Annotated in this window: 16 protein-coding genes; 9 read left to right on the top strand and 7 right to left on the bottom strand. The window is 62.4% G+C overall.

Going from position 1 to position 21591, the window contains the following annotated elements; genetic code table 11:
- The first annotated feature begins 1 nt into the window (after position 1).
- From GU3_RS02820 to GU3_RS02785, 8 genes are all read left to right on the top strand, one after another.
- The gene (locus tag GU3_RS02820) at positions 2-3079 is read left to right on the top strand and encodes a multidrug efflux RND transporter permease subunit (RefSeq protein ID WP_014291046.1); all 3078 of its coding nucleotides are present in this window, start codon (positions 2-4) and stop codon (positions 3077-3079) included.
- A gap of 279 nt (positions 3080-3358) precedes the next feature.
- Positions 3359-3547 (top strand): hypothetical protein, encoded by a 189-nt coding sequence (locus GU3_RS02815; protein ID WP_014291045.1) that lies wholly within the window; start codon positions 3359-3361, stop codon positions 3545-3547.
- A 65-nt stretch (positions 3548-3612) separates the two neighbouring features.
- A complete protein-coding gene (locus tag GU3_RS02810; protein ID WP_014291044.1) occupies positions 3613-4521 on the top strand; it encodes a DMT family transporter in 909 nt (302 codons plus the stop codon).
- Positions 4522-4554: 33 nt separating this feature from the next.
- Positions 4555-5214 carry a GntR family transcriptional regulator gene (locus GU3_RS02805; protein WP_014291043.1) on the top strand — a complete coding sequence of 220 codons (660 nt, stop codon included), beginning with the start codon at positions 4555-4557 and terminating at the stop codon, positions 5212-5214.
- A 9-nt stretch (positions 5215-5223) separates the two neighbouring features.
- The gene (locus tag GU3_RS02800) at positions 5224-7014 is read left to right on the top strand and encodes an aminopeptidase P family protein (protein WP_014291042.1); all 1791 of its coding nucleotides are present in this window, start codon (positions 5224-5226) and stop codon (positions 7012-7014) included.
- A 187-nt stretch (positions 7015-7201) separates the two neighbouring features.
- Positions 7202-8551 (top strand): CDP-diacylglycerol--serine O-phosphatidyltransferase, encoded by a 1350-nt coding sequence (gene pssA / locus GU3_RS02795; RefSeq protein ID WP_014291041.1) that lies wholly within the window; start codon positions 7202-7204, stop codon positions 8549-8551.
- 137 nt (positions 8552-8688) lie between these two features.
- Entirely contained in the window at positions 8689-10761 is a 2073-nt protein-coding gene (gene recG / locus GU3_RS02790) for an ATP-dependent DNA helicase RecG (RefSeq protein ID WP_014291040.1), read from the top strand.
- A gap of 117 nt (positions 10762-10878) precedes the next feature.
- A complete protein-coding gene (locus tag GU3_RS02785) occupies positions 10879-12921 on the top strand; it encodes an AsmA-like C-terminal region-containing protein (protein WP_014291039.1) in 2043 nt (680 codons plus the stop codon).
- A gap of 38 nt (positions 12922-12959) precedes the next feature.
- Here the strand turns inward: GU3_RS02785 and GU3_RS02780 are convergent, their stop codons facing one another.
- From GU3_RS02780 to typA, 7 genes are all read right to left on the bottom strand, one after another.
- The gene (locus GU3_RS02780; protein ID WP_014291038.1) at positions 12960-13850 is read right to left on the bottom strand and encodes a bifunctional GNAT family N-acetyltransferase/hotdog fold thioesterase; all 891 of its coding nucleotides are present in this window, start codon (positions 13848-13850) and stop codon (positions 12960-12962) included.
- 123 nt (positions 13851-13973) lie between these two features.
- Entirely contained in the window at positions 13974-14411 is a 438-nt protein-coding gene (dtd, locus tag GU3_RS02775) for a D-aminoacyl-tRNA deacylase (protein WP_014291037.1), read from the bottom strand.
- Positions 14408-15367, bottom strand: a complete 960-nt coding sequence (gene pip, locus GU3_RS02770; protein ID WP_014291036.1) for a prolyl aminopeptidase — start codon at positions 15365-15367, stop codon at positions 14408-14410. The genes dtd and pip overlap by 4 nt, the downstream gene beginning before the upstream one ends.
- Positions 15367-16263 carry a virulence factor BrkB family protein gene (locus GU3_RS02765; protein WP_014291035.1) on the bottom strand — a complete coding sequence of 299 codons (897 nt, stop codon included), beginning with the start codon at positions 16261-16263 and terminating at the stop codon, positions 15367-15369. The genes pip and GU3_RS02765 overlap by 1 nt, the downstream gene beginning before the upstream one ends.
- 149 nt (positions 16264-16412) lie before the next feature.
- The gene (locus tag GU3_RS02760) at positions 16413-16991 is read right to left on the bottom strand and encodes a YceI family protein (RefSeq protein WP_014291034.1); all 579 of its coding nucleotides are present in this window, start codon (positions 16989-16991) and stop codon (positions 16413-16415) included.
- A 25-nt stretch (positions 16992-17016) separates the two neighbouring features.
- Complete coding sequence (locus tag GU3_RS02755; protein WP_148265841.1) at positions 17017-17517, bottom strand: cytochrome b; 501 nt, start codon at positions 17515-17517, stop codon at positions 17017-17019.
- A gap of 215 nt (positions 17518-17732) precedes the next feature.
- Positions 17733-19568: a translational GTPase TypA gene (typA, locus tag GU3_RS02750; RefSeq protein ID WP_014291032.1), complete on the bottom strand. Its 1836-nt coding sequence runs from the start codon at positions 19566-19568 to the stop codon at positions 17733-17735.
- A 519-nt stretch (positions 19569-20087) separates the two neighbouring features.
- Here typA and glnA point away from each other — a divergent pair.
- Entirely contained in the window at positions 20088-21497 is a 1410-nt protein-coding gene (gene glnA / locus GU3_RS02745; protein WP_014291031.1) for a glutamate--ammonia ligase, read from the top strand.
- The last annotated feature ends 94 nt before the right edge of the window (positions 21498-21591 follow it).

The following is a 21591-nucleotide window of genomic DNA, read 5'->3' as shown; positions in this document are numbered from 1 at the left end:
CATGCGTTTTACCGATATTTTCATCAAACGGCCGGTACTGGCCGTCTCGATCAGCCTGCTGATCGTGCTGCTGGGGCTGCAGGCCCTGCAAAAAATGCAGGTGCGTGAATATCCGGAAATGACCAACACTGTGATCACGGTCAGTACCGGTTATTACGGCGCCAGCGCCGATCTCATTCAGGGCTTTATTACCCAACCCCTGGAGCAGGCCATAGCCCAGGCCGACAACATCGACTTCATGACCTCGTCGAGCAGCAACGGCAGCTCCAAGATCACGGTGCAGATGAAGCTCAACACCGACTCCAACGCGGCCTTGTCGGACATACTGGCGCGGGTCAACTCGGTGCGCTCCCAGCTGCCCCGGGAAGCGGAAGATCCCAGCCTGGAGATGACCACGGGGGCCTCTACCTCCATCATGTACATCGCCTTCAGCAGTGAGCAGCTGAACTCGCCCCAGATCAACGACTATCTGGAGCGGGTGGTGCGGCCCCAGTTCTACTCGGTGGACGGGGTGGCCAAAATCAACCTGTTCGGCGGAGCCAAATTCGCCCTGCGCATCTGGATCGATCCGCTGCGCCTGGCGGCCCAGCAGCTGACCGCCCCCGAGGTGCTGTCGGTGCTGCAGGCCAACAACTACCAGGCCGCCGCCGGTCAGGCCACCGGCTACTACATGCTCTATAACAGCGATATCAACACTCAGATTGAAACCGCCGAGGAGCTGGAGTCGCTGGTGATCGCCACCCGCAACGACGCCGTGGTGCGCCTGCGCGATGTGGCCAGGGTGTCGCTGGAAAAGAGTCACGACGTGGTGCGTGCCCTGGCCGATGGCCAGTCGGCGGTGATCATCGGGGTCGACCCCACGCCGTCGGCCAACCCGCTGACCGTGGCCGAGAACGTGCGCACCATGCTGCCCGACCTTGAGCGCAACATGCCCGACACCATCAAGATGGAACTGCTGTATGACGCCACCGACGCCATCAACGAGTCCATTTACGAGGTGGTGAAAACCATTCTGGAAGCCTCGCTGATCGTGGTGGTGGTGATCACCCTGTTCCTGGGCTCGTTCCGGGCGGTGCTGATCCCCATCATCACCATTCCGCTGTCGCTGATTGGTGTGGCCATTCTGATGAGCCTGTTCGGCTTCAGCATCAACCTGATGACGCTGCTGGCCATGGTGCTGGCCATCGGCCTGGTGGTGGACGACGCCATCGTGGTGGTGGAAAACGTCGACCGGCATATCAAGGCCGGGGAGTCGCCCTACCGGGCCGCCATTCTCGGCACCCGGGAAATCGCCGTGCCGGTCATTACCATGACCATCACCCTGGCGGCGGTGTATGCCCCCATCGCCCTGATGGGCGGCATTACCGGCTCCCTGTTCAAGGAGTTTGCCCTCACTCTGGCCGGCGCCGTGTTTATCTCCGGGGTGGTGGCTCTGACCCTGTCACCCATGATGTGCTCCAAGCTGCTCAAGCCTCACGACAACCCCAACCGCTTTGAGCAGGGGGTGGAAAACACCCTGGATCGCCTCACCGACGGCTATGCTCGTATGCTGGATGCGGTGCTGGCCAAGCGCGCCGTGGTGATCGCCTTTGCCCTGCTGGTGTTTGGCTCCATGCCGGTGCTGTTCAGCTTTATTCCCAGCGAGCTGGCGCCGAGCGAAGACAAGGGCGCCTTCCTGATGATGGCCAAGGCCCCCAACACCGCCAACCTCGATTACATCGAGAACAACATGCGCAAGGCGGTGGAGGTGCTGAACCAGGACGACGCCCTGTCCACCTCCCTGACCATTGCCGGCGTGCCCAACGCCAACCAGGGGCTGGCGGTAGCGGTGCTCAAGCCCTGGAGCCAGCGCGATGCCCAGAAAGCGGTGATCGAGCGGCTCACGCCGCCGCTGCAGGGGATTCCGGCGGTGGCCATCAGTGCCTTTGAATTTCCCGAGCTGCCCGGCGCCTCCAGCGGCCTGCCGGTCCAGTATGTGCTGACCACCCCCAACAACTTCGAAAGCCTCTATGAAGTGGCCGCCGAGGTGCTGAAGAAGGTCAGCCAGAGCCCGCTGTTTGTGTACAGCGAGCTGGATCTGGCCTTTGACTCGGGCACCATGAAGATTCAGGTGAACCGGGACAAGGCCGGTGCCTACGGCGTGACCATGCAGGACATCGCCCTCACCCTGTCCACCATGATGAGCGACGGCTACGTCAACCGGGTGGATCTGGACGGCCGCAGCTATGAGGTGATCCCCCAGGTGGCCCGGGCCGACCGGCTGAACCCGGACTCCATCAAGGACTATTACGTGCGCGCCCATAACGGCGACATGGTGCCCCTGGCCAACCTGGTGTCCATCACCATGGTGGCCCAGCCCCGCGCCCTGCCCCACTACAACCAGCTGAACTCGGCCACCATCGGTGCCGTGCTCACGCCGGGGGTGTCCATGGGTGATGCCATCGGCTTTCTGGAGCAGAATGTCACCGCCGAGTTGCCCAACGGCTACAACCACGACTACCTGGGCGCCGCCCGCCAGTTCGTGACCGAGGGCAATGCGCTGTACATGACCTTCCTGCTGGCGCTGTTCATTATCTTCCTGGTGCTGGCGTCCCAGTTTGAGAGTGTGCGCGACCCGCTGGTGATCATGGTGTCGGTGCCGCTGGCCATTTCCGGCGCCCTGGTGGCCCTGGCCTGGGGCCTGGCGACCATGAACATCTATACCCAGGTGGGGCTGATCACCCTGGTGGGTATCATCACCAAGCACGGCATTCTGATGTGTGAGGTGGCCAAGGAGGAGCAGCTGCACCGGGGCCGGGATCGCACCGAGGCCATTCGGGTGGCGGCCCGCATTCGTCTGCGCGCCATTCTGATGACCACCGCCGCCATGGTGGCGGGCCTGATTCCGCTGCTGTTTGCGGTGGGCGCCGGCGCCTTCTCGCGCTTTGGCATGGGCATTGTGATCGTGTCGGGGCTGAGCATTGGTACCCTGTTCACCCTGTTCGTGCTGCCGGTGATCTACACCTTCCTGGCGTCACGCCACCGGCCGCTGCCGGAGTTTGACGAAAGCCAGGCGCCCAAGGCACTGGCCGGCCACTAAGCCGTTTTGCCATAACCGATAAGGGCTGCCTCGTGCAGCCCTTTTTATTTTTGAGCCATGCTGTAACAGGGCAGCCTGATACGTTCGTCATGGGAAGCTGCAACGCGGTTGCGCTCCGCCGACACGCTGCAAGCCCCTCCATGGGACGCTCGGCACATGCCTTCCCTGGCATGTGACGGTCGGCTACGGCAATCCTCGCTGCCGCTTCGCGCAGACAGGGCATCGTCTGCCCTTTGACTGACGAAAGTGCACCTTCACATCAGCGACAAGGAGAACAATATGCTATGGATTTTGCTGGCGCTGGGCATTGGTCTGGTGCTGGTGCTCAGCCAGAGCCGGGCCCAGAACGAGCTGGAAACCCGGGTCGAGCAACTGGAAGCGGAGCAGCGCCGGTTGTTGGAACGGATCACGACGCTGGAGAAGCTGCTGCTGGAGCAGGAAAAACGCCGCCCCTTTGAGGAGCTGTGACGGCCCCCCTTGCTCACGCGTGATCGGCTGCCTACACTGCCCGTCTTATTGCACGGGGCAAACATATGAAGAACCAGAAAAAAGCCTATCTTTACGGGCTGGGCGCGGTGGCCTGCTGGTCCACCGTGGCCAGCGCCTTCAAGCTCTCGCTGGGTTATTTCGAACCGGCCCAGCTGCTGCTGGTGGCGACGGTCAGCTCGCTGCTGCTGTTGCTTGTCCTGCTGGCCCGTCAGGGCAAGCTGCATCTGCTGGGACGCACCTTTAAACAGCGCCCGGGTTATTACGCCCTGCTGGGACTGCTCAATCCGGCGCTCTACTATCTGGTGCTGTTTCAGGCTTACGACCTGCTGCCGGCTCAGCAGGCCCAGACCCTCAACTACACCTGGGCCATTACCCTCACCCTGCTGGCGGTGCCCTTTCTGGGGCAGACCATTCGGCGCCAGGACTGGGTCGCCATCGTGCTCGGCTACGCGGGCGCCATGGTCATCGCCACCCGGGGCGATCTGCTCAGCCTGAACTTTGACAGCCCGCTGGGGGTGGCGCTGGCGCTGGGCTCTACCCTGCTGTGGGCCGGCTACTGGATCCTCAACGCCCGCAATCAGGCCGACCCATTGGTGGCCCTTACCTTAAGTTTTCTGCTGGGGCTGCCGGTGGTGGTGCTGGCCACCGCCTGGCTGTCGGACTTTGCCCTGACCGCCTGGCAAGGCTGGGTAGGTGCCATTTACGTCGGCCTGTTTGAAATGGGCTTTGCTTTCGTGATGTGGCTGTTGGCCCTGCGCCATGCGGAAAACACCGCCCGTATTTCCAACCTGATTTTTATCTCGCCCTTTGCCTCCCTGCTGTTGCTGCGGCTGCTGGTGGGTGAACAAATCTACCCCGCCACCCTGGTGGGGCTGGTGATGATCGTCACCGCCCTGCTGATCCAGCAATGGCGCCCCAAAGGGCGGTTTGCCAAGCGCCCGGGGGCGGAGTAGAGTGGGCAGTACTCAAAACGTATACGATTTTTCATGAGCCGAGCCCCCTACAAAACCCTGACCCAGTCGGTGGTCGAAACCCTGCGGTCACGTATTCTCAAGGGTGAATTCAAGGCCGGCGCCCCCCTGCGCCAGGACACCCTGGCTCAGGAGCTGAACGTCAGCCGGGTGCCGGTGCGCGAGGCACTGATGCAGCTGGAAGCCCAGGGGCTGGTGAAATTCGAAGCCCACCGCGGCGCCGTGGTCACCGAGCTGGATGCCGAGGCCATTGACGAGCTGTTCTACCTGCGCGCCATGCTGGAAAGCGATCTGCTGTTTCAGGCCTTTGACCAGCTCACCGAAGAGCACCTGAGCCAGGCCGAGGCCATTCTTGCCGAGTTCGATCAAATGCTGGAAACCGGCGACCAGATCGACCGCTGGAGCGAACTCAACCGGCGCTTTCATACCACCCTGTACGGCCCGGCCAGACGCCCGCGCACCCTGGCGCTGGTGGATCAGATCAACCTCAGTTGCGACCGCTACATTCAGGTGGAGCTGCTGCATTCCCGGCAGGGCATCATCACCGCCGAGCGGGAGCACACCCAGTTGCTGGCCCTGTGCCGCCAGCGGCGCAAGTTCGAGGCCGCCGCCCTGCTGCGCCAGCATATCGAATCAGCGGGCCGCTCCATCAAACACCTGCTCAACTCCCGTTAAGGAATCGCCATGACCCATGCCCAACGCCTTGCCAGTGTGCGTGACGACCTGCAGCAACAGCAGCTGGACGCCTTTATCGTGCCCCACGACGACGAGCACCTGGGGGAATACATTCCCCCCCATGCCGAGCGGCTGGCCTGGCTCACCGGCTTTACCGGCTCCGCCGGCGCCGCCGTGGTGCTGGCCGGCAAGGCGGCGGTGTTTGTGGATGGCCGTTATACGGTGCAGGTGCGCCACCAGTGCGACAGTGCGCTGTTTGACTACCGCCACCTCATCGAGCAGCCGGTGCTCGACTATCTGTTGAGCGAGCTGACCGCCGGCGCCCGGGTGGGCATTGATCCGCGCCTGCACAGCCGGGGCTGGTTTAATGCCGCCAAAAAGAAACTGGCCGCCAAGAGCCTGGAGCTGGTGCCGGTAGAGAGCAACCCCATTGACCGGCACTGGCACGACCAGCCAGAGCCGGAAATTCACCCGGCCCTGCTGCTGAGCCAGGACTACAGCGGCCAGCACAGCGAGGCCAAACGCCATCGCATTGCCGAGCAGTTGGCCGCCAACCACATTGACGCCCAGCTGCTGACCCAGGCCGAGCCCATCAACTGGCTGCTGAATATTCGCGGCCGCGACATTCCCTGCCTGCCGGTGGTACTGGGGTTTGCCCTGTTGTACCAGGACGGCAGCGTGCAGCTGTTTACCGACCCCGCCAAGTTTGACGACCTGGATCTGTCCGGCCACAGCGGCTTTAACGTAACCCTGGCGCCGGTAAACGAGCTGGAAGGCGCCCTGCGTGCACTGGGCCAGCAAGGCGCCCGCGTGCAGCTCGACCCCGCCACCGCCAACGCCTGGAGCAGCCTGGTACTGGAGCAGGCCGGTGCCGAACTGGTGTTTGCCGAGGATCCCTGCATGCTGCCCAAGGCCTGCAAGAACCCGGTGGAAGTGCAGGGCAGCCGCGCCGCCCATCTGCGCGACGGCGCCGCCGTGTGCCGCTTTCTGGCCTGGTTGGATCGCCGGCTGGCACAGCCAAACCCGGAACTGGAAGACGAAGGCACCCTGGCCGATAAACTGCAGGCGCTGCGGGCCGAACACCCTGAGTTTGTGGAGCCCAGCTTCAGTACCATCTCGGCCCTGGGCCCCAATGCCGCCATGTGCCATTACCACCACGGTAACGGCACGCCGCGCACACTCGGCCAGGATGCCATCTATCTGGTGGACTCCGGCGGCCAGTATCTGGACGGCACCACCGACATCACCCGTACCGTGGCGGTGGGCGCGCCCACCGAGGAAATGCGCAAGCTGTTCACCCTGGTGCTGCGCGGCCATATCGATCTGGCCTCTGCCCGCTTTCCCGCCGGTACCGGCGGCCTGCAACTGGATGCCCTGGCGCGCATGCCGCTGTGGCAGCAGGGCTACAACTTCGATCACGGCACCGGCCACGGCGTGGGCCATTATCTCAGCGTGCACGAAGGCCCTCAGCGCATCTCGCCCAAGGGCAGCACAGTGCCGCTGACCACCGGCATGATCGTCTCCAACGAGCCCGGCTATTACCGGGAAAACGCCTTTGGCATTCGCTGTGAAAACCTGGAAGTGGTGCAGCCCGCCGACACCGACGGCGACATTCCGGTGTTTGCATTCGAGCACCTGACCCAGGTGCCCTTTGACCGCCGCCTGATCGACTCCGCCTGGCTGGAAGCCAGACACATTGAGTGGCTGAACGACTACCACGCCGGCGTGTGGGAAAAAATCAGCCCGAGGCTGGCCGGCGAGGATCTCACCTGGCTGGAACAGGCGACCCGACCGCTTTAAAGCCGGAAGCTTAACGAAGTGACAGCGGGGATTGCCGTAGCCGACCGTGTCGGCGTAGCGCAACCGCGCTGTCACTTCGCATTGCGATCTTTCGGCGTTTGCCGCCCTTTGCCCTAATTCGGTAAACTGCACCGAATCTTGTCGTTTGAGTATGGTCTTAAGCGGCACGCCATCAATCAGGTTCATTATGCAACTAGCCAACTATTACCGCAGCCTGCTGCAGCGCCTGCCCGCCCTGTCGGTGAATGCCGAACAGGTGCGGGTGCTGCATTCCGCCGCCGCCTTCAAGGAGCGGCTGCTTGCGCTCATCGCCACGGCCCGGACCCGCATCTGCCTGGTGGCCCTCTACCTGCAGGATGACGACGCCGGCCGAGAGATAATGACTGCCCTGCACGAGGCCAAGCAGGCCAACCCGGCGCTGGACGTGCGCCTTTATGTGGACTTTCACCGGGCCCAGCGGGGGCTCATCGGCCACCAGGGCCAGGGCGGCAACCATCTGATGTATCAGGAGTTCGCCGAACGCTATGCACACCCCATCGCCGTTCACGGGGTGCCGGTCAAGGGCCGGGAGCTGCTGGGCGTGCTGCACCTCAAGGGCTTTGTGTTTGACGACACCCTGCTCTATTCCGGCGCCAGCCTCAACGATATCTATCTGCACCAGAACGGCCGCTACCGCTTCGATCGCTACCACGAGATCACCGACGCCGACCTCGCCGACACCATGTTCGACTATGCGGACCGGCTGTTTGCCCGCAACCCCGCGGTGCCGGCCCTGAACCAGCCCGACATTCCCACCGCCCGCCGGCTGCGCAATTCCATTCGCCAGTTCCGCCAGCAGCTGCGCCGGGGTCAGTACCAGTTTGAGCACCAGCCGCGCCGCCCCGGCGAGGTGGCGATCACGCCGCTGGCGGGGCTGGGCAAGTACGGCAACAGGCTCAACCGGGCCATTCGTACCCTGGTGCGCGGCACCAAGGAGAAACTGTTCGTCTGTACCCCCTATTTCAATCTGCCCAAATCCCTGGCCCGGGACATTCGCAGCCAGCTCAAGAAAGGGCGGGAAGTTACCCTGGTGATCGGCGACAAGACCGCCAACGATTTCTACATTCCGCCCGACGAGCCGTTCCGCACCATCGGCGGGCTGCCCTACCTGTATGAAGCCAACCTGCGCCGCTTTGCCCGGGCCAATCAGACCTTTATTTATCAGGGCAAGCTCAACATCATGCTCTGGCACCACGATCGCAACTCCTACCACCTCAAGGGGCTGTTCGTGGATGACGATCTGGCCATGATCACCGGCAGCAACCTCAATCCCCGCGCCTGGGGGCTGGATCTGGAAAACGGCCTGCTGTTGCAGGATCCGGAACACAAGCTGCAGGCTGCCTTTGAGGCCGAAAAAGCCAACATTTTGCAGCACTGCCGGCGGCTGGGCCACTTCACCGAAATCGAGCAGCTCAGCGACTATCCGGAGCCGGTACAACGCCTGCTGAAACGGGTGCAGCGCACCCAGGCCAATGTGCTGCTGAAGCGCTTGCTCTGAAAAACAGGGACGAAGGATTAGGGAATGACGGTCCCCAGTCCCCAGTCCCCAGTCCCCAGTCCCCAGTCCCCAGTCCCCAGTCCCATTTTGATCCCGGCTTTGCTATTCTCTGTACATATTTACAGTGAAGGGCCGCCATGAAGCTGGACAAAATGCCCCTCAGCCTGCTCAAGGGCGTGGGCGACAAAATGCAGGAAAAGCTGCACCGGCTGGGGCTGGACACGGTGCAGGATCTGCTGTTTCACCTGCCGCTGCGCTACGAGGACCGTACTCACATCTGCCCGGTGGCCGAGCTGCGGCCCGGCATGCATGTGTCGGTGGTGGGGGACGTGGTCGACAGCCATATCAGCTATGGCCGCAAGCGCATGCTGCTGTGCCGGCTGCGGGATCACAGCGGCACCCTTACCCTGCGTTTTTTCAATTTCGCCGCCGCCCAGAAAAACAGCCTCACTGCCGGCACCCGGCTGCGCGCCTTTGGTGAAATTCGCCCCGGCCACCACGGCCTGGAGATCATTCACCCCGAATACACCCTGCTGCAGGGCGACTCCCCCGTCAGTACGGAAACCAGCCTGACCCCGGTGTATGGCACCACCGAAGGCCTGCGCCAGATCAGCCTGCGCCAGCTCACCGATCAGGCCTTGGCCCTGCTGGATGAAACCCCGCTTACCGAGCTACTGCCCCCCGGCCTCTACCGCCAGCAGTTGCCGCTGAACGACGCCGTGCGCCTGCTGCACCGGCCGCCCCCCGACGTGGCGTTGGATCAGCTGGAGCTGGGCACACACCCGGCCCAGCAGCGACTGGTAATGGAAGAGTTGCTGGCCCACAACCTGTCGGTATTGCGAGTACGGGAACAAAGCCAGTCGCACCGGGCCCGTGCCCTGCCACCGGCCGAGGCGCTGGTGCGCGATTTTCTGGCCCGGCTGCCGTTTTCGCCCACCGGTGCCCAGCAGCGGGTGGTAGCGGAAATCGGCGCAGACTTGCACAAACATGTGCCCATGATGCGGCTGGTACAAGGAGACGTGGGTTCGGGCAAAACCCTGGTGGCGGCGCTGGCGGCACTGCAGGTGATCGGCAACCAGGGCCAGGTGGCGCTGATGGCCCCCACCGAGCTGCTGGCGGAGCAGCATGCCACCAACTTTGCCGCCTGGCTGGCGCCTCTGGGCATACAGGTGGGCTGGCTGGCGGGCAAGGTCAAGGGCAAGGCCCGGGCCGAACAGCTGGAGCGTCTCGCCAGCGGCGAGCTGGCGATGATTGTCGGCACCCATGCGCTGTTTCAGGAGCAGGTGCAGTTCAACGCCCTCGAGCTGGTGATCATCGACGAGCAGCACCGCTTTGGGGTGCACCAGCGGCTGGCCCTGCGGGAGAAAGGCAGCCAGGGCGACTACTACCCGCACCAGCTGATCATGACCGCCACTCCCATACCCCGTACCCTGGCCATGACCGCCTACGCGGATCTCGACACCTCCATCATCGACGAACTGCCTCCCGGGCGCACCCCGGTCACCACGGTCGCCATTCCCGACACCCGCCGGGACGAGGTCATTGAGCGGGTGCGACAGGTGTGCCGAGAGCAGGGCCGCCAGGCCTACTGGGTGTGTACCCTGATCGACGAGTCGGACGTGCTCGAATGCCAGGCGGCGGAAGACACCGCCACCGCCCTCTCGGAACGGCTGCCGGAGCTCAGGGTGGGGCTGGTGCACGGCCGCATGAAGGCGGCGGAAAAGCAGGCGGTGATGGCCGGTTTCAAGGACGGCCAGCTGGACTTGCTGGTGGCCACCACCGTGATTGAAGTGGGGGTAGACGTGCCCAACGCCTCGCTGATGATCATCGAAAACCCCGAGCGCCTGGGTCTGGCCCAGCTGCACCAGCTGCGCGGCCGGGTGGGCCGGGGCGCCACCGCGTCCCACTGTGTGCTGCTTTATCACGCGCCGCTGTCGAAAACCGCCACCCAGCGACTGGGCGTGCTGCGGGATACCAACGACGGCTTTATCATCGCCCAGAAAGATCTGGAGATCCGCGGCCCGGGGGAGCTGCTCGGCACTCGCCAGACCGGTCTGGCGGATCTGAAAATCGCCGATCTGGTGCGGGATCAGGCGTTGCTGCCGGAAGTCCAACGGCTGGCCCGCTATCTCGCCGACCGCCACCCCGACTGCGTGCAGCCGCTGATCCGCCGCTGGCTCGGCACCCGGGATCACTACGGTAAAGTTTAATCGATGTGAGGGGTGCGGTGCCCAGCGCCAATCCCCCTCACACCTCACTCCTCACATGTTTCCGGTACAGCCCTGCGCAGGTATGATACAAGCAGCGGATTTTAAAGGGATAATCTCATGAAAAAGCTGGCCAGAAGGGGTTTGGTTGGGCTGCTGGTACTGTTGCTCGGCGGCTGGTTGCTGCTGAATTTGCTGGACGTTAACCGGCTGAAAAAGCCGGTGCTGACCTGGCTGAACGACAACACCGAGCTGGATCTCAGTGTGGGTCGGCTGGAGTTCAATCCGCTGTCGCCCTACAAGCTGCTGGCCGAAGAGGTGCGCCTGGGCGACTGGTTCAGCGCCCGGCAAATCTACCTGGAGCTGGAGCAGCTGGCGCCCCTGGCCGGCCGCACCCAGGTGGCCATTCTCGACATCATCGACGGCAAACTCAACCTCGAACAGGCCCAGGTGCCCGAGCTGCCCGCCAACCTGGCCGATATAGCCATCACCGAACTCAACACCCGCAACCTCAGCCTGGCCGGTGCCGGCTGGGAGGCCGGCGGCATCGGGATCACCCTTCGGGACTGGCAACCCCGGCGGCAAGGCCAGTGGCAATGGTGGGCCGACACCAGCCTCAGCGGCCGGGTGCGCCAGCTGTCTCACCCGGCACTGGAGCTGTCGCGGCTGGACGTCAGCGGCCAGGTGCGCCAAGGCCGGCTGGAGCTCGAGGATCTGCGCGGCCGGCTGGCCGGCGGCCTGCTCAGCGGCCGACTGGAACTGGACCCGGCCCGCCGGGAGCTGCGCCTTGAACAACCGCAATTCAGCCAGGTCAAATTACAGCTGACCGACACTCCTGCCCTGCCCGAAGGCTGGCGGCTGCTGCTGAGCCGGGCCGGGCTCGACGACGTCAGCCTGACCACGCCAAAGCTCACCGTGAACGGCATGCGCGGTGAAATCCGGGATCTGGAATGGAACGGCGCAGATCTGCCCGAAGGCCGGGGCGACTGGCAGGCGGAGGAAGCCACCCTCGACTGGCTACGCCTGGACCGTCACCGGCTCGGCTGGCTGGGGGACAGCGAACGTCAGAGCATGACCCTGAACGGCCAGGCCTGGGAAGGCAGTATCGAAGCCGAGCTGGGCTGGTATCCGGCCCAGGGGCGGCTCGATATCGACGAGCTGCAACTGCTCGGCAACAAGCTGGTGTGGCAACCCGACATGGCCTGGCCCCTGCCCGAGGTACGCATTCACAAACTCAACCTGAGCCGCACCGAGCTGCTGTCCCTCGACGATGAGCTGCCGCTGTCGCTGCTGGACGGCAGTCTCTTCATCACCGATCTGGCCTGGTCGGCAGGGCTGTGGCGCCCCTTGAGCGAGCAGGCCCGGCTCGAAGGCAGCGTCGGTGAGCTGGCCTGGAACAGCCTGATCGCCCGCACCGCCCGCTTCAGCGCCCGGCTGACCGACGAGCAATGGCTGCTCGACAACCTCAGCGGCGACTGGCTGGATGGCAAGGTGCAACTCAAGGGCAAGATGGCACTCTATGCCCCCCATACCACCCAGCTTGAGCTCACTGGTGAACGCTGGCAGTTGCGCCATCTCAGCAACTGGCTGCGGGCCGACCAGGGCTTTGCCGGCGAGCTGAGTGTCACCGCCAACCTCACCGGCGAGCCGGATGCTCCCGCCAGCTGGCAGGGGGAGCTCGCCCTCGACGGGCAGGATATTTTTGTGGAACAACTGGGGCTGGATCCCTGGCTGCGCAACCGCCTGGGTGAGGACTACGCCGAGCCCAAACAGGTCGACACCGCCCTGGCAGCGCTGGACATGAAGCAGCACGACGGCTTTCTGTACCGGCTGGCACTGCACGGCCCGGTGCGTGACGGCCGCTGGCGCCTCGACGGCAGCGCGGTGCAGAGCGTGCGCCATCTGCTGGCCCTGCGGGGTAATATTGATGTCGCCGGCGCCCTCGACCTTGACCTGGGTGCCATTAACGACGCCGGCTGCCGGGAACTGGCCATTCGGCTTGCCGGCGACTGGCACGCCCCCCGCCTGCGGCTGCACCAGCCGGCACTGGCCACCCCCTGCAAACCCTGGTATGCAGGACCGGTGCCCTACCCCGCCGCCGGCCTGCCCGGCAAGCTAATCGAGGCGGTGCGGGCGCTGCCAAAGGCGTCACCCGAGCACTAACTCAGCCGCCGAGCGCATCGGCTCAGTGGCTCAGTGGCTCAGTGGCTCAGGATCACATAGCGGCCGGTGAACAGGGCGGCACGGGTGCCGCCGCTGTACAGGGTGACACTGAGCTCCACCTTGACCCGTTCGCCCCGGGCCAGGGGTTGCAGCTGGTCCCGCAGCCGGCCCTGCACCTCGGCGGTGGGCTCGTCCCATACCGGCGTCAGGTACTTGATGTCGCCGCTGCTCTGCACAATGTCGCCACTCAGGCCGTATTCCTGCATCTGCAGCCAGATCAGTCCCCATCCGGTGAGCACACACTGACTGTAAATGCTGCCGGCAAACATGGACTCATGCAGGTTGAGGTTGGCGTTAAGGTTGGCCTGGGTTCTGAGCTTGCTGCCGGTGTACTGAATGATCTTGACGCCCATCTTTTCGCTGATGGGAATGCGTCGGTGCCACTGGCGCTGCAGCTCATCGCACAGCTCGGGCCGGTGGCTGATCTGATGAATGGAGGTCAGCGCCTTGATCATCTGCCGGTGGGGAATTTTGCCAAAACTGATGGGGCCCTCGCCCACCACGGTAAAGCCGCACTGGCTGTAAAAGGCCACCGCTTCTTCCCGGGCGTTCATCACCAGGCGGCGTACCCCCTGCTGACGCGCCACCTGCTCCAGCGCCTGCACCATGCGCGAGCCCAGCCCCTTGCCGCGGCACTCGGGGATCACCGCCATAAAGCGGATCTGGGCTTCGTCTCCGCTCACGTACAGGCGGCCCACCGCCACCAGCTTGCCGTTATCATCCACCATCATGCGATGATGGGCATATTCGTCGAATTCGTCCCGCTCCGAGCCCTTGGGTTGCTGCCAGGGCTTGCGCAGCAGCTGCCAGCGCAGCTGATAGTAGGCTTCCAGTTCCGCTTCCGTTTGCGGGGTGACCACACGATACATGGTCTGCTCCTGTGCTGATGATCTGTGACTATCCTGCCGCGCCCGGCAGCAGAGTGCAATTGAAGGAATGCCGGTGCCCGTTTTCGGGCTCCGGCAATCATAACGACCCGAATGTGAGGACGGCTAAACCTGTAGCCAGAAGGTAACGGGGCCGTCGTTGGTCAGGCTGACCTGCATGTCGGCGGCAAAGCGACCGGCTTCGGTGACGATGCCCTGATCCCGCGCCGCCATGACGAAATAGTCATACCAGCGCTCGGCGTCGGCCGGGGCCGCGCCACGGGAAAAGCTGGGCCGCAGGCCGCTGTTGGTATCGGCGGCCAGGGTAAACTGGGACACCACCAGCAGGCTGCCGCCGGCCTGGCGCAGATTGAGGTTCATTTTACCATGTTCATCGGCAAATACCCGATAGCCCAGCACCTTGGCCAGCAACTTGTCGGCCTTGCTCTTGTCGTCATCCCGCTCCACGCCCAGCAGCACCAGCAAGCCGGGGCCGATGGCGCCCACCCGTTCGCCGGCCACGGTCACGCTCGCCTCGGTGACTCTTTGTATCAGGGCTATCATGTGTTGTTCAGCTCCCTTGCCATCTGATCGGTGGCCTTGACCAAAGCGTCAATGATACCCGGTTCAAAGGCCGAATGTCCGGCCCCGGGCACAATTTGCAGCCGCAGTTCGGGCCAGTGCCCGGCAAGCGCCGTGGCGGCGGCGGGTTTGCAGATGGCGTCGTAACGGCCGTGCACCAGAATGGCCGGCAGCGAGCGCAGCCGGCCTATCCGTTCGATAATATGATTTTCTTTTATAAAACAGTGATTAACGAAGTAATGACACTCCAGCCGGGCCAGCGCCAGGGCGCTGTGGGCCTCGCCGAAGTGGCCCTCTGCATCATTTCTGGGCAGCAGGGTGGAAATGCGCCCCTCCCAGATGGCCCAGGCCCGGGCGGCATTGAGCCGGGCCAGCTCGTTGTCGCTGGTAAGCAACTGGTAATAGCGGTTGAGCAGATCACTGGCCTCGCCCTCAAGGGGGGCGAGATACTCCCGGTAATAATCGGGAAACAGCTGGGCGGCACCGCCGTCGGGACCATACAGCCAGTCCAGATCCTGCCGGCGCCCCAGAAACAGGCCGCGCAGCACCAGCCCCAGCACGCGTTCGGGGTGTTCAATGGCATAACACAGCCCCAGGGTGGCGCCCCAGGAGCCGCCAAACACCAGCCAGCGCTCAATGCCAAGGTAAGTGCGGATGTGCTCCATGTCGGCGATCAGGCCTTGCGTGCTGTTGTCGGCCAGCTCCGCATGGGGCGTTGACTGGCCGGCACCGCGCTGATCAAACAGAATGATGCGATAGCGCTCCGGATCAAAAAAACGCCGGTGCTCGGGGCTGATGCCGGCCCCGGGCCCGCCATGCACCAGCACCACCGGAATGCCGAGGGGGTTGCCGCTTTCTTCCGCATAGATCTGGTGCAGCTCGGAAACGGGCAGCCACTGCTGCCGGTTGGCATTGATTGCCGGATAAAGGGTGCGCATCAGGCCGGATCCTCGTCGTGGTCGTCGTTCTCAAAGCTTAGCCCGTGACTGTGCTCGTAATCGCCCAGACTGGCGGTCAGCTCGGCTCCGAACAGGGCGATCATCCAGCTCAGGTAGACCCACACAAACAGGATGGGCACGGTGGCCAGGGCGCCATAAATGGCCTCATAAGACGGAAACTGGGTGATGTAAAAGGCAAAGCCGCGCTTGGCGAGTTCAAACAGCAGCGCCGCCACCAGGCCGCCGACAATGGCATGGCCAAAGCGCACCCGCTTGTTGGGCACCACCATGTAGAACACCACGAACATCAGGGTGGACAGCAAAAACGGCAACATGCCGAGCAGCACGGCGCCCACCCCGAAAAAACTGTCACCCTGAAAAATGCGCATCGAGGTCACGTAGGAGGTCACCGCCAGGCTGGCCCCGGCCAGAATGGGCCCCAGGGTGAGGATCATCCAGTAGGTAGAAAAAGCCACCGACCAGCGCCGCTTCTGACTGACCCGCCAGATATGGTTGAAGTTTTCGTCGATGGCCGAGATCAACAGCATGGCGGTCACCGCCAGCGCCGCCACCCCGATGGCGGTGGTCTTGGAGGCGTTGTCGATAAAGCCCTGAATGTTCTTCTGCACCACGTCCCCCGCCGCCGGCACGAAGTTGCTGAACACAAAGTTCTGAATGGTTTCGCGCAGTTCGGCAAACATGGGAAAGGCCGACATCATGGCAAACACCACCGCCAGCATGGGCACCAGCGACAGCAGGCTGATGTAGGTCAGGTAACCGGCGGTGATCTTGAGCCGGTCCTGGTGCATGCGTTTCAGTACAAAGCGGGCGAAGTCCACGCCATGCTCACGAATAAAGCGCAGACGATGCCCGATACGGGCGACAATCTGGGTCATGGCACATCCTGTTTTGCGGCAAGTGAATGTTTATTGTGGCAAATTTCACACCTGCCCGGCCAGCGATGTGCGCAAACAACCGGTTTCAAACGAAAAACCGCCCGGCCTTGCGGACCGGGCGGTACTGACGTGCGGCCAGTCAGACTGACTTACTGACGCACCCCTTCCAGATGAATTTCCAGGTACACGGTGGCGGCCGCCGGACCCAGATCGTAGTCGATACCAAAGTCGGCCAGTTTCAGCTCCAGCTCGCCTTCAAAACCACGACGGAAACCGCCCCAGGGATCCTGGCCGGCACCCACCTGCTCGATTTCAAACTCCACCGGCTTGGTGACGCCGTGCAGGGTGAGGTCGCCTTTCACCAGGTATTCACCCTCGTCATCGTCCTGGGTCACGCTGGTGCTTTTGAAGCTGGCTTCGGGAAACTTGCTCACATCGAGAAAATCGTCGCTGCGTAGGTGGCGGTCCCGCTCACCGTGGTTGGTGTCGATGCTGGCGGTATTGACGGTCACTGCCACGCTGTTGTTGGCGGCGTTTTCCTCATCAAAGGCAAAGCTGCCGTTGAAGTCGTTAAAGCGGCCCACGATCCAGCTGTAGCCCAGGTGGTTGATTTTGAAATTGACCGAGGCATGCATGCCCTGAGTGTCAACGGTGTAGTTTTCCACGGCGGCAAAGGCCGGTGAGGCGGATACCGCCAGCAGGGCGGTGGCGATCAGGGTCTTTTTCATGGCATCTCTCCTTGTTGAGAAAAAATCACAGCATGCGTTTCAGGGTATGGTCCCGGTCAAACCAGTGGTGCTTGAGGGCGGCCAGGGCGTGCAGCACCACTAGGCCAATCAGCGACCAGGCGCAAATTTCGTGGATCAGGCCGGCCATATCCTCCTGATTTTCAACGGCGGTGAACAACACCGGAATGTCGAACCAGCCAAAAAAGGAGGCGGGCCTGTTGTCGGCGGTGGCGATCAGGTAACCGCTGGCAAAGAGCCCGAACAGCAGCCCGTAAATCACCAGGTGCATCAGGTGAGCCAGCCGCCGCTCCCAAAGCCGATGGCTGGCCAGCGGCCCCGGCTGGGCAAGCCACCAGCGGCTCAGCAGCCGCAACACCACCAGGCCGGCCAGCAGAAAACCGACGCTTTTGTGCCAGTAGGGCAGCACCTGATAGAGCGGGTCATAGTAGCCCAGGTTGCGCATCCACAGCCCGACGCCAAACAGCCCGAACACCAGCAAGGCGGTGCTCCAGTGTAAAAGGCGCATTGTGATTGAATATTTCTGCATGACCCGGCCCTCCTCTGCCTGCGTAAAAAGGCAGCGCATTCAACTGTGCATTATTGTTGGCCACCAGTCTAATGGCTTTATCGGCGAATCAAAGCAACGAATACTGGCTTAAAGATTCAAATAATTTGAACAAACGGTGACCGGATAAACAAAAGGGGCGCCGAAGCGCCCCTTGATACTGCTCACTACCTCGATCAGGCGCGGCTGGCGCGCTTGCGATCGTTTTCGGTCAGCAGTTTCTTGCGAACCCGAATGTGGTTGGGGGTCACTTCCACCAGCTCGTCGTCATCAATGAACTCCAGCGCCCGCTCCAGGCTCATCTTGATCGGCGGTACCAGGGTCAGCGCCTCATCGGTACCGGCGGCCCGAATGTTGGTCAGCTGCTTGCCCTTGAGGCAGTTGACGGTCAGGTCGTTGGAGCGGTTATGGATGCCGATCACCATGCCTTCATACACTTCGGTGGCATGCTCAATAAACAAGCGGCCACGCTCCTGCAGGTTGAACAGGGCATAGGCCAGGGCCTTGCCGGTGGCGTTGGAGATCAGCACGCCGTTGTTGCGCTGACCGATGTTGCCACCCTTGTGCGGACCGTAGTGGTCAAAGGTGTGGTACATCAGGCCGGAGCCGGAGGTCAGGGTCATGAACTCGGTCTGGAAGCCGATCAGGCCGCGCGCCGGCACCATGAAGTCGATGCGCACCCGGCCCTTGCCGTCCGGTACCATGTTGGTCATTTCGGCCTTGCGCTCACCCAGCTTCTCCATCACGGAGCCCTGGCTGCTTTCTTCCACGTCCACGGTCAGGGTTTCGAAGGGCTCTTGCAGCTCGCCGTTCTCTTCCCGCAGAATCACCTCGGGGCGGGACACCGCCAGTTCAAAGCCTTCACGACGCATGTTCTCGATCAGAATGCCCAGGTGCAGTTCACCCCGGCCGGAGACGCGGAACTTGTCGGGATCGCCGGTTTCTTCCACCCGCAGGGCCACGTTGTGCACCAGCTCCTGCTTCAGGCGCTCCAGAATGTTGCGCGACGTCACGAACTTGCCGTCCTGGCCGGCGAAGGGTGAGGTGTTGACCTGGAAGGTCATGGTGACGGTGGGCTCGTCCACCGACAGCGGCGGCAGCGCTTCCACCGCACCGGCGGCGCAAACGGTGTCGGAGATTTTCAGCTCACCCAGACCGGTGATGGCGACGATGTCGCCGGCGCTGGCTTCGGTCACATCGTGACGCTGCAGGCCCAGGTAACCCATGACCTGGCCTACCTTGCCGTTGCGGGTCTTGCCGTCGGCACCGATCACGGTCACCTGCTGGTTAACCCTGACGGTACCGCGCTTGATGCGGCCCACACCAATAACGCCTACATAAGAGGAGTAATCCAGCTGGGAGATCTGCATCTGCAGGGAACCTTCCGGATCCGCATCGGGCACCGGCACCTGATCCACTATTGTCTGGAACAGGGCGGTCATGTCCTCGGCCGGTTCATCGGCGTCGAGCGAGGCCCAGCCGTTCAGGCCGGAGGCGTACACCACCTGGAAGTCCAGCTGATCATCGGTGGCACCCAGGTTGTCGAACAGATCAAACACCTGATCCATCACCCAGTCGGGACGGGCGCCGGGCTTGTCCACCTTGTTGATGATGACAATGGGCTTGAGGCCCTGAGCAAACGCCTTCTGGGTTACGAAGCGGGTCTGCGGCATGGGGCCTTCCTGAGCGTCCACCAGCAGCAGCACCGAATCCACCATTGACATGACCCGCTCTACCTCGCCACCGAAGTCGGCGTGTCCGGGGGTGTCCACGATATTGATGCGGTATTCCTGACCTTCGGGAGAGGTCCAGCGAATGGCGGTGTTCTTGGCCAGAATGGTGATGCCGCGCTCGCGCTCGATATCGTTGGAGTCCATGACCCGCTCTTCGGCATCGCCGCGGCTTTCCAGGGTACCGGACTGCTGCAGCAGCTTGTCGACCAGGGTGGTTTTACCGTGGTCAACGTGCGCTATGATGGCGATGTTTCTCAAGTTATTGATTTCAGATGACATTAATTTCTTTCGCTCGCATATTTTCGAGGCAGGCGCCCGCCGGCGCAGCCGCTCTCAGGGGGTGTCCGTCGCCGGTATTGCAGCGGAACCAAATAAAAAGGGCTGGAAATTGTACACGCTTTAGCCGCTTCAATATATTAATTTATTGTGTTTCCTGCCGCCGGCCCCCTGAGCAGGCGGAGGCCGAGCTCAAGAGCCGGTCATGGTGGACTTCTGCCGCAAATTAAAAGAAGTCGGATCGATCCCCCGTCCCGGCATGAATGATATTATGCACCCAGGCCACAACCGGCTGCGCAAGCCAACCCCTGCACCTTGACGGAGCGCACCGCCCAGGGTGCACCAAAAGGATTCAGCAACGCACCAAACTGGTGCGCAGCCAGAACAACCGGTTCGCTTGCCGGTTGGTAATTCGCTTTAATAACAGCGATTTACCAACATGGCACGGTTTTAGCTTAGTAGATGGCAACTGATGAATTTGTTCATCAGACCCTGGATGCTTATTTTTGGAGGTCGAAATCCATGTCAATCGAAACCGTAATGGACATGATCAAGGAACACGATGTCAAATTCGTCGATCTGCGCTTTACCGATATCAAGGGTAAAGAGCAGCACATCAGCCTTCCGGTCAACCAGATCAACGATGACTTTTTTGAAGAAGGCAAGATGTTTGACGGCTCATCCATGAGCGCATGGAAGACCATTCACGAGTCCGACATGGTGCTGATGCCCGATCCGTCTACCGCCGTCATGGACCCCTTTACCGAAGACGCCACCCTGAACATTCGCTGTGACGTGCTGGAGCCTGCCACCATGCAGGGCTACGACCGGGATCCGCGCTCCATCGCCCGCCGCGCCGAGGAATACCTGGTGTCCACCGGCATCGCCGACACCGTGCTGATCGGTCCCGAGCCGGAATTCTTCATGTTCGACGACGTGCGTTTCCATACCGACATGTCCGGCAGCTTTTTCAAGGTTGATGATTCCGAAGCCAAATGGAACTCAGGCCGTGACTACGCCGAAGGCAACAAGGGCCACCGTCCGGGCGTGAAGGGCGGCTACTTCCCGGTTGCCCCCATCGACTCTTCTCACGACATCCGCTCCGCCATGTGCCTGATCATGGAAGAGATGGGTCTGGTGGTGGAAGCTCACCACCACGAGGTGGCCACCGCTGGTCAGAACGAAATTGCCTGCAAATTCAACACCCTGACCAAGAAAGCCGACGAAATCCAGATCTACAAGTACGTGGTTCACAACGTGGCCCACGCCTTTAACAAGACCGCCACCTTCATGCCTAAGCCGCTGGTGGGCGACAACGGTTCCGGTATGCACGTGCACCAGTCCCTGGGCAAGAACGGTGAAAACCTGTTCGCCGGCGACCTGTACGGCGGCCTGTCCGAAATGGCGCTGTACTACATCGGCGGCATCATCAAGCACGCCCGCGCCCTGAACGCCATCACCAATCCGGCCACCAACTCCTACCGTCGTCTGGTGCCCGGCTTTGAAGCCCCGGTGATGCTGGCCTACTCCGCCCGCAACCGTTCCGCCTCCATCCGCATTCCGCTGGTGGGTTCGCCCAAGGCCCGCCGCATCGAGACCCGCTTCCCGGATCCGGCTGCCAACCCCTACCTGTGCTTCGCCGCCCTGCTGATGGCCGGCCTGGACGGCATTCAGAACAAGATCCATCCGGGCGATGCCATGGACAAGGACCTGTACGACCTGCCGGCCGAAGAAGCCGCCGAGATCCCGACCGTGGCCACCTCGCTGGACGACGCCCTGGACAACCTGGACAAGGACCGCGAGTTCCTGACCCGTGGCGGCGTGTTCTCCGACGAGTTCATCGATGCCTACATCAAGCACAAGCGTAAGGAAACCGAGGTCATCAACATGGCGGTTCACCCGCTGGAGTTTGACCTGTACTACTCCGTATAAACTGACAGCTTGAAGCCAAAAGCTGGAAGCTAGAAGTGAAAAGCCCGTGGAAACACGGGCTTTTTTTGTTTTTTCCTTCCGGCTTTCAGCTTCA

Origin of the sequence: Oceanimonas sp. GK1 (assembly GCF_000243075.1) — a bacterium.
GTDB lineage: Bacteria > Pseudomonadota > Gammaproteobacteria > Enterobacterales > Aeromonadaceae > Oceanimonas.
Note: the sequence above shows the minus strand (reverse complement) of the source record. Positions and strands in the feature narration are given on the sequence as shown.

Bases quoted from the DNA above. Each gene is read 5' to 3' on its own strand.
- pssA (WP_014291041.1), top strand. From the start codon at position 7,202: ATGCAACTAGCCAACTATTACCGCAGCCTGCTGCAGCGCCTGCCCGCC.
- glnA (WP_014291031.1), top strand. From the start codon at position 20,088: ATGTCAATCGAAACCGTAATGGACATGATCAAGGAACACGATGTCAAA.
- GU3_RS02810 (WP_014291044.1), top strand. From the start codon at position 3,613: ATGAAGAACCAGAAAAAAGCCTATCTTTACGGGCTGGGCGCGGTGGCC.
- GU3_RS02815 (WP_014291045.1), top strand. From the start codon at position 3,359: ATGCTATGGATTTTGCTGGCGCTGGGCATTGGTCTGGTGCTGGTGCTC.
- GU3_RS02820 (WP_014291046.1), top strand. From the start codon at position 2: ATGCGTTTTACCGATATTTTCATCAAACGGCCGGTACTGGCCGTCTCG.
- GU3_RS02765 (WP_014291035.1), bottom strand. From the start codon at position 16,263: ATGACCCAGATTGTCGCCCGTATCGGGCATCGTCTGCGCTTTATTCGT.
- typA (WP_014291032.1), bottom strand. From the start codon at position 19,568: ATGTCATCTGAAATCAATAACTTGAGAAACATCGCCATCATAGCGCAC.
- GU3_RS02780 (WP_014291038.1), bottom strand. From the start codon at position 13,850: ATGTATCGTGTGGTCACCCCGCAAACGGAAGCGGAACTGGAAGCCTAC.
- GU3_RS02800 (WP_014291042.1), top strand. From the start codon at position 5,224: ATGACCCATGCCCAACGCCTTGCCAGTGTGCGTGACGACCTGCAGCAA.
- dtd (WP_014291037.1), bottom strand. From the start codon at position 14,411: ATGATAGCCCTGATACAAAGAGTCACCGAGGCGAGCGTGACCGTGGCC.
- GU3_RS02755 (WP_148265841.1), bottom strand. From the start codon at position 17,517: ATGCGCCTTTTACACTGGAGCACCGCCTTGCTGGTGTTCGGGCTGTTT.
- pip (WP_014291036.1), bottom strand. From the start codon at position 15,367: ATGCGCACCCTTTATCCGGCAATCAATGCCAACCGGCAGCAGTGGCTG.
- GU3_RS02805 (WP_014291043.1), top strand. From the start codon at position 4,555: ATGAGCCGAGCCCCCTACAAAACCCTGACCCAGTCGGTGGTCGAAACC.
- GU3_RS02785 (WP_014291039.1), top strand. From the start codon at position 10,879: ATGAAAAAGCTGGCCAGAAGGGGTTTGGTTGGGCTGCTGGTACTGTTG.
- GU3_RS02760 (WP_014291034.1), bottom strand. From the start codon at position 16,991: ATGAAAAAGACCCTGATCGCCACCGCCCTGCTGGCGGTATCCGCCTCA.
- recG (WP_014291040.1), top strand. From the start codon at position 8,689: ATGAAGCTGGACAAAATGCCCCTCAGCCTGCTCAAGGGCGTGGGCGAC.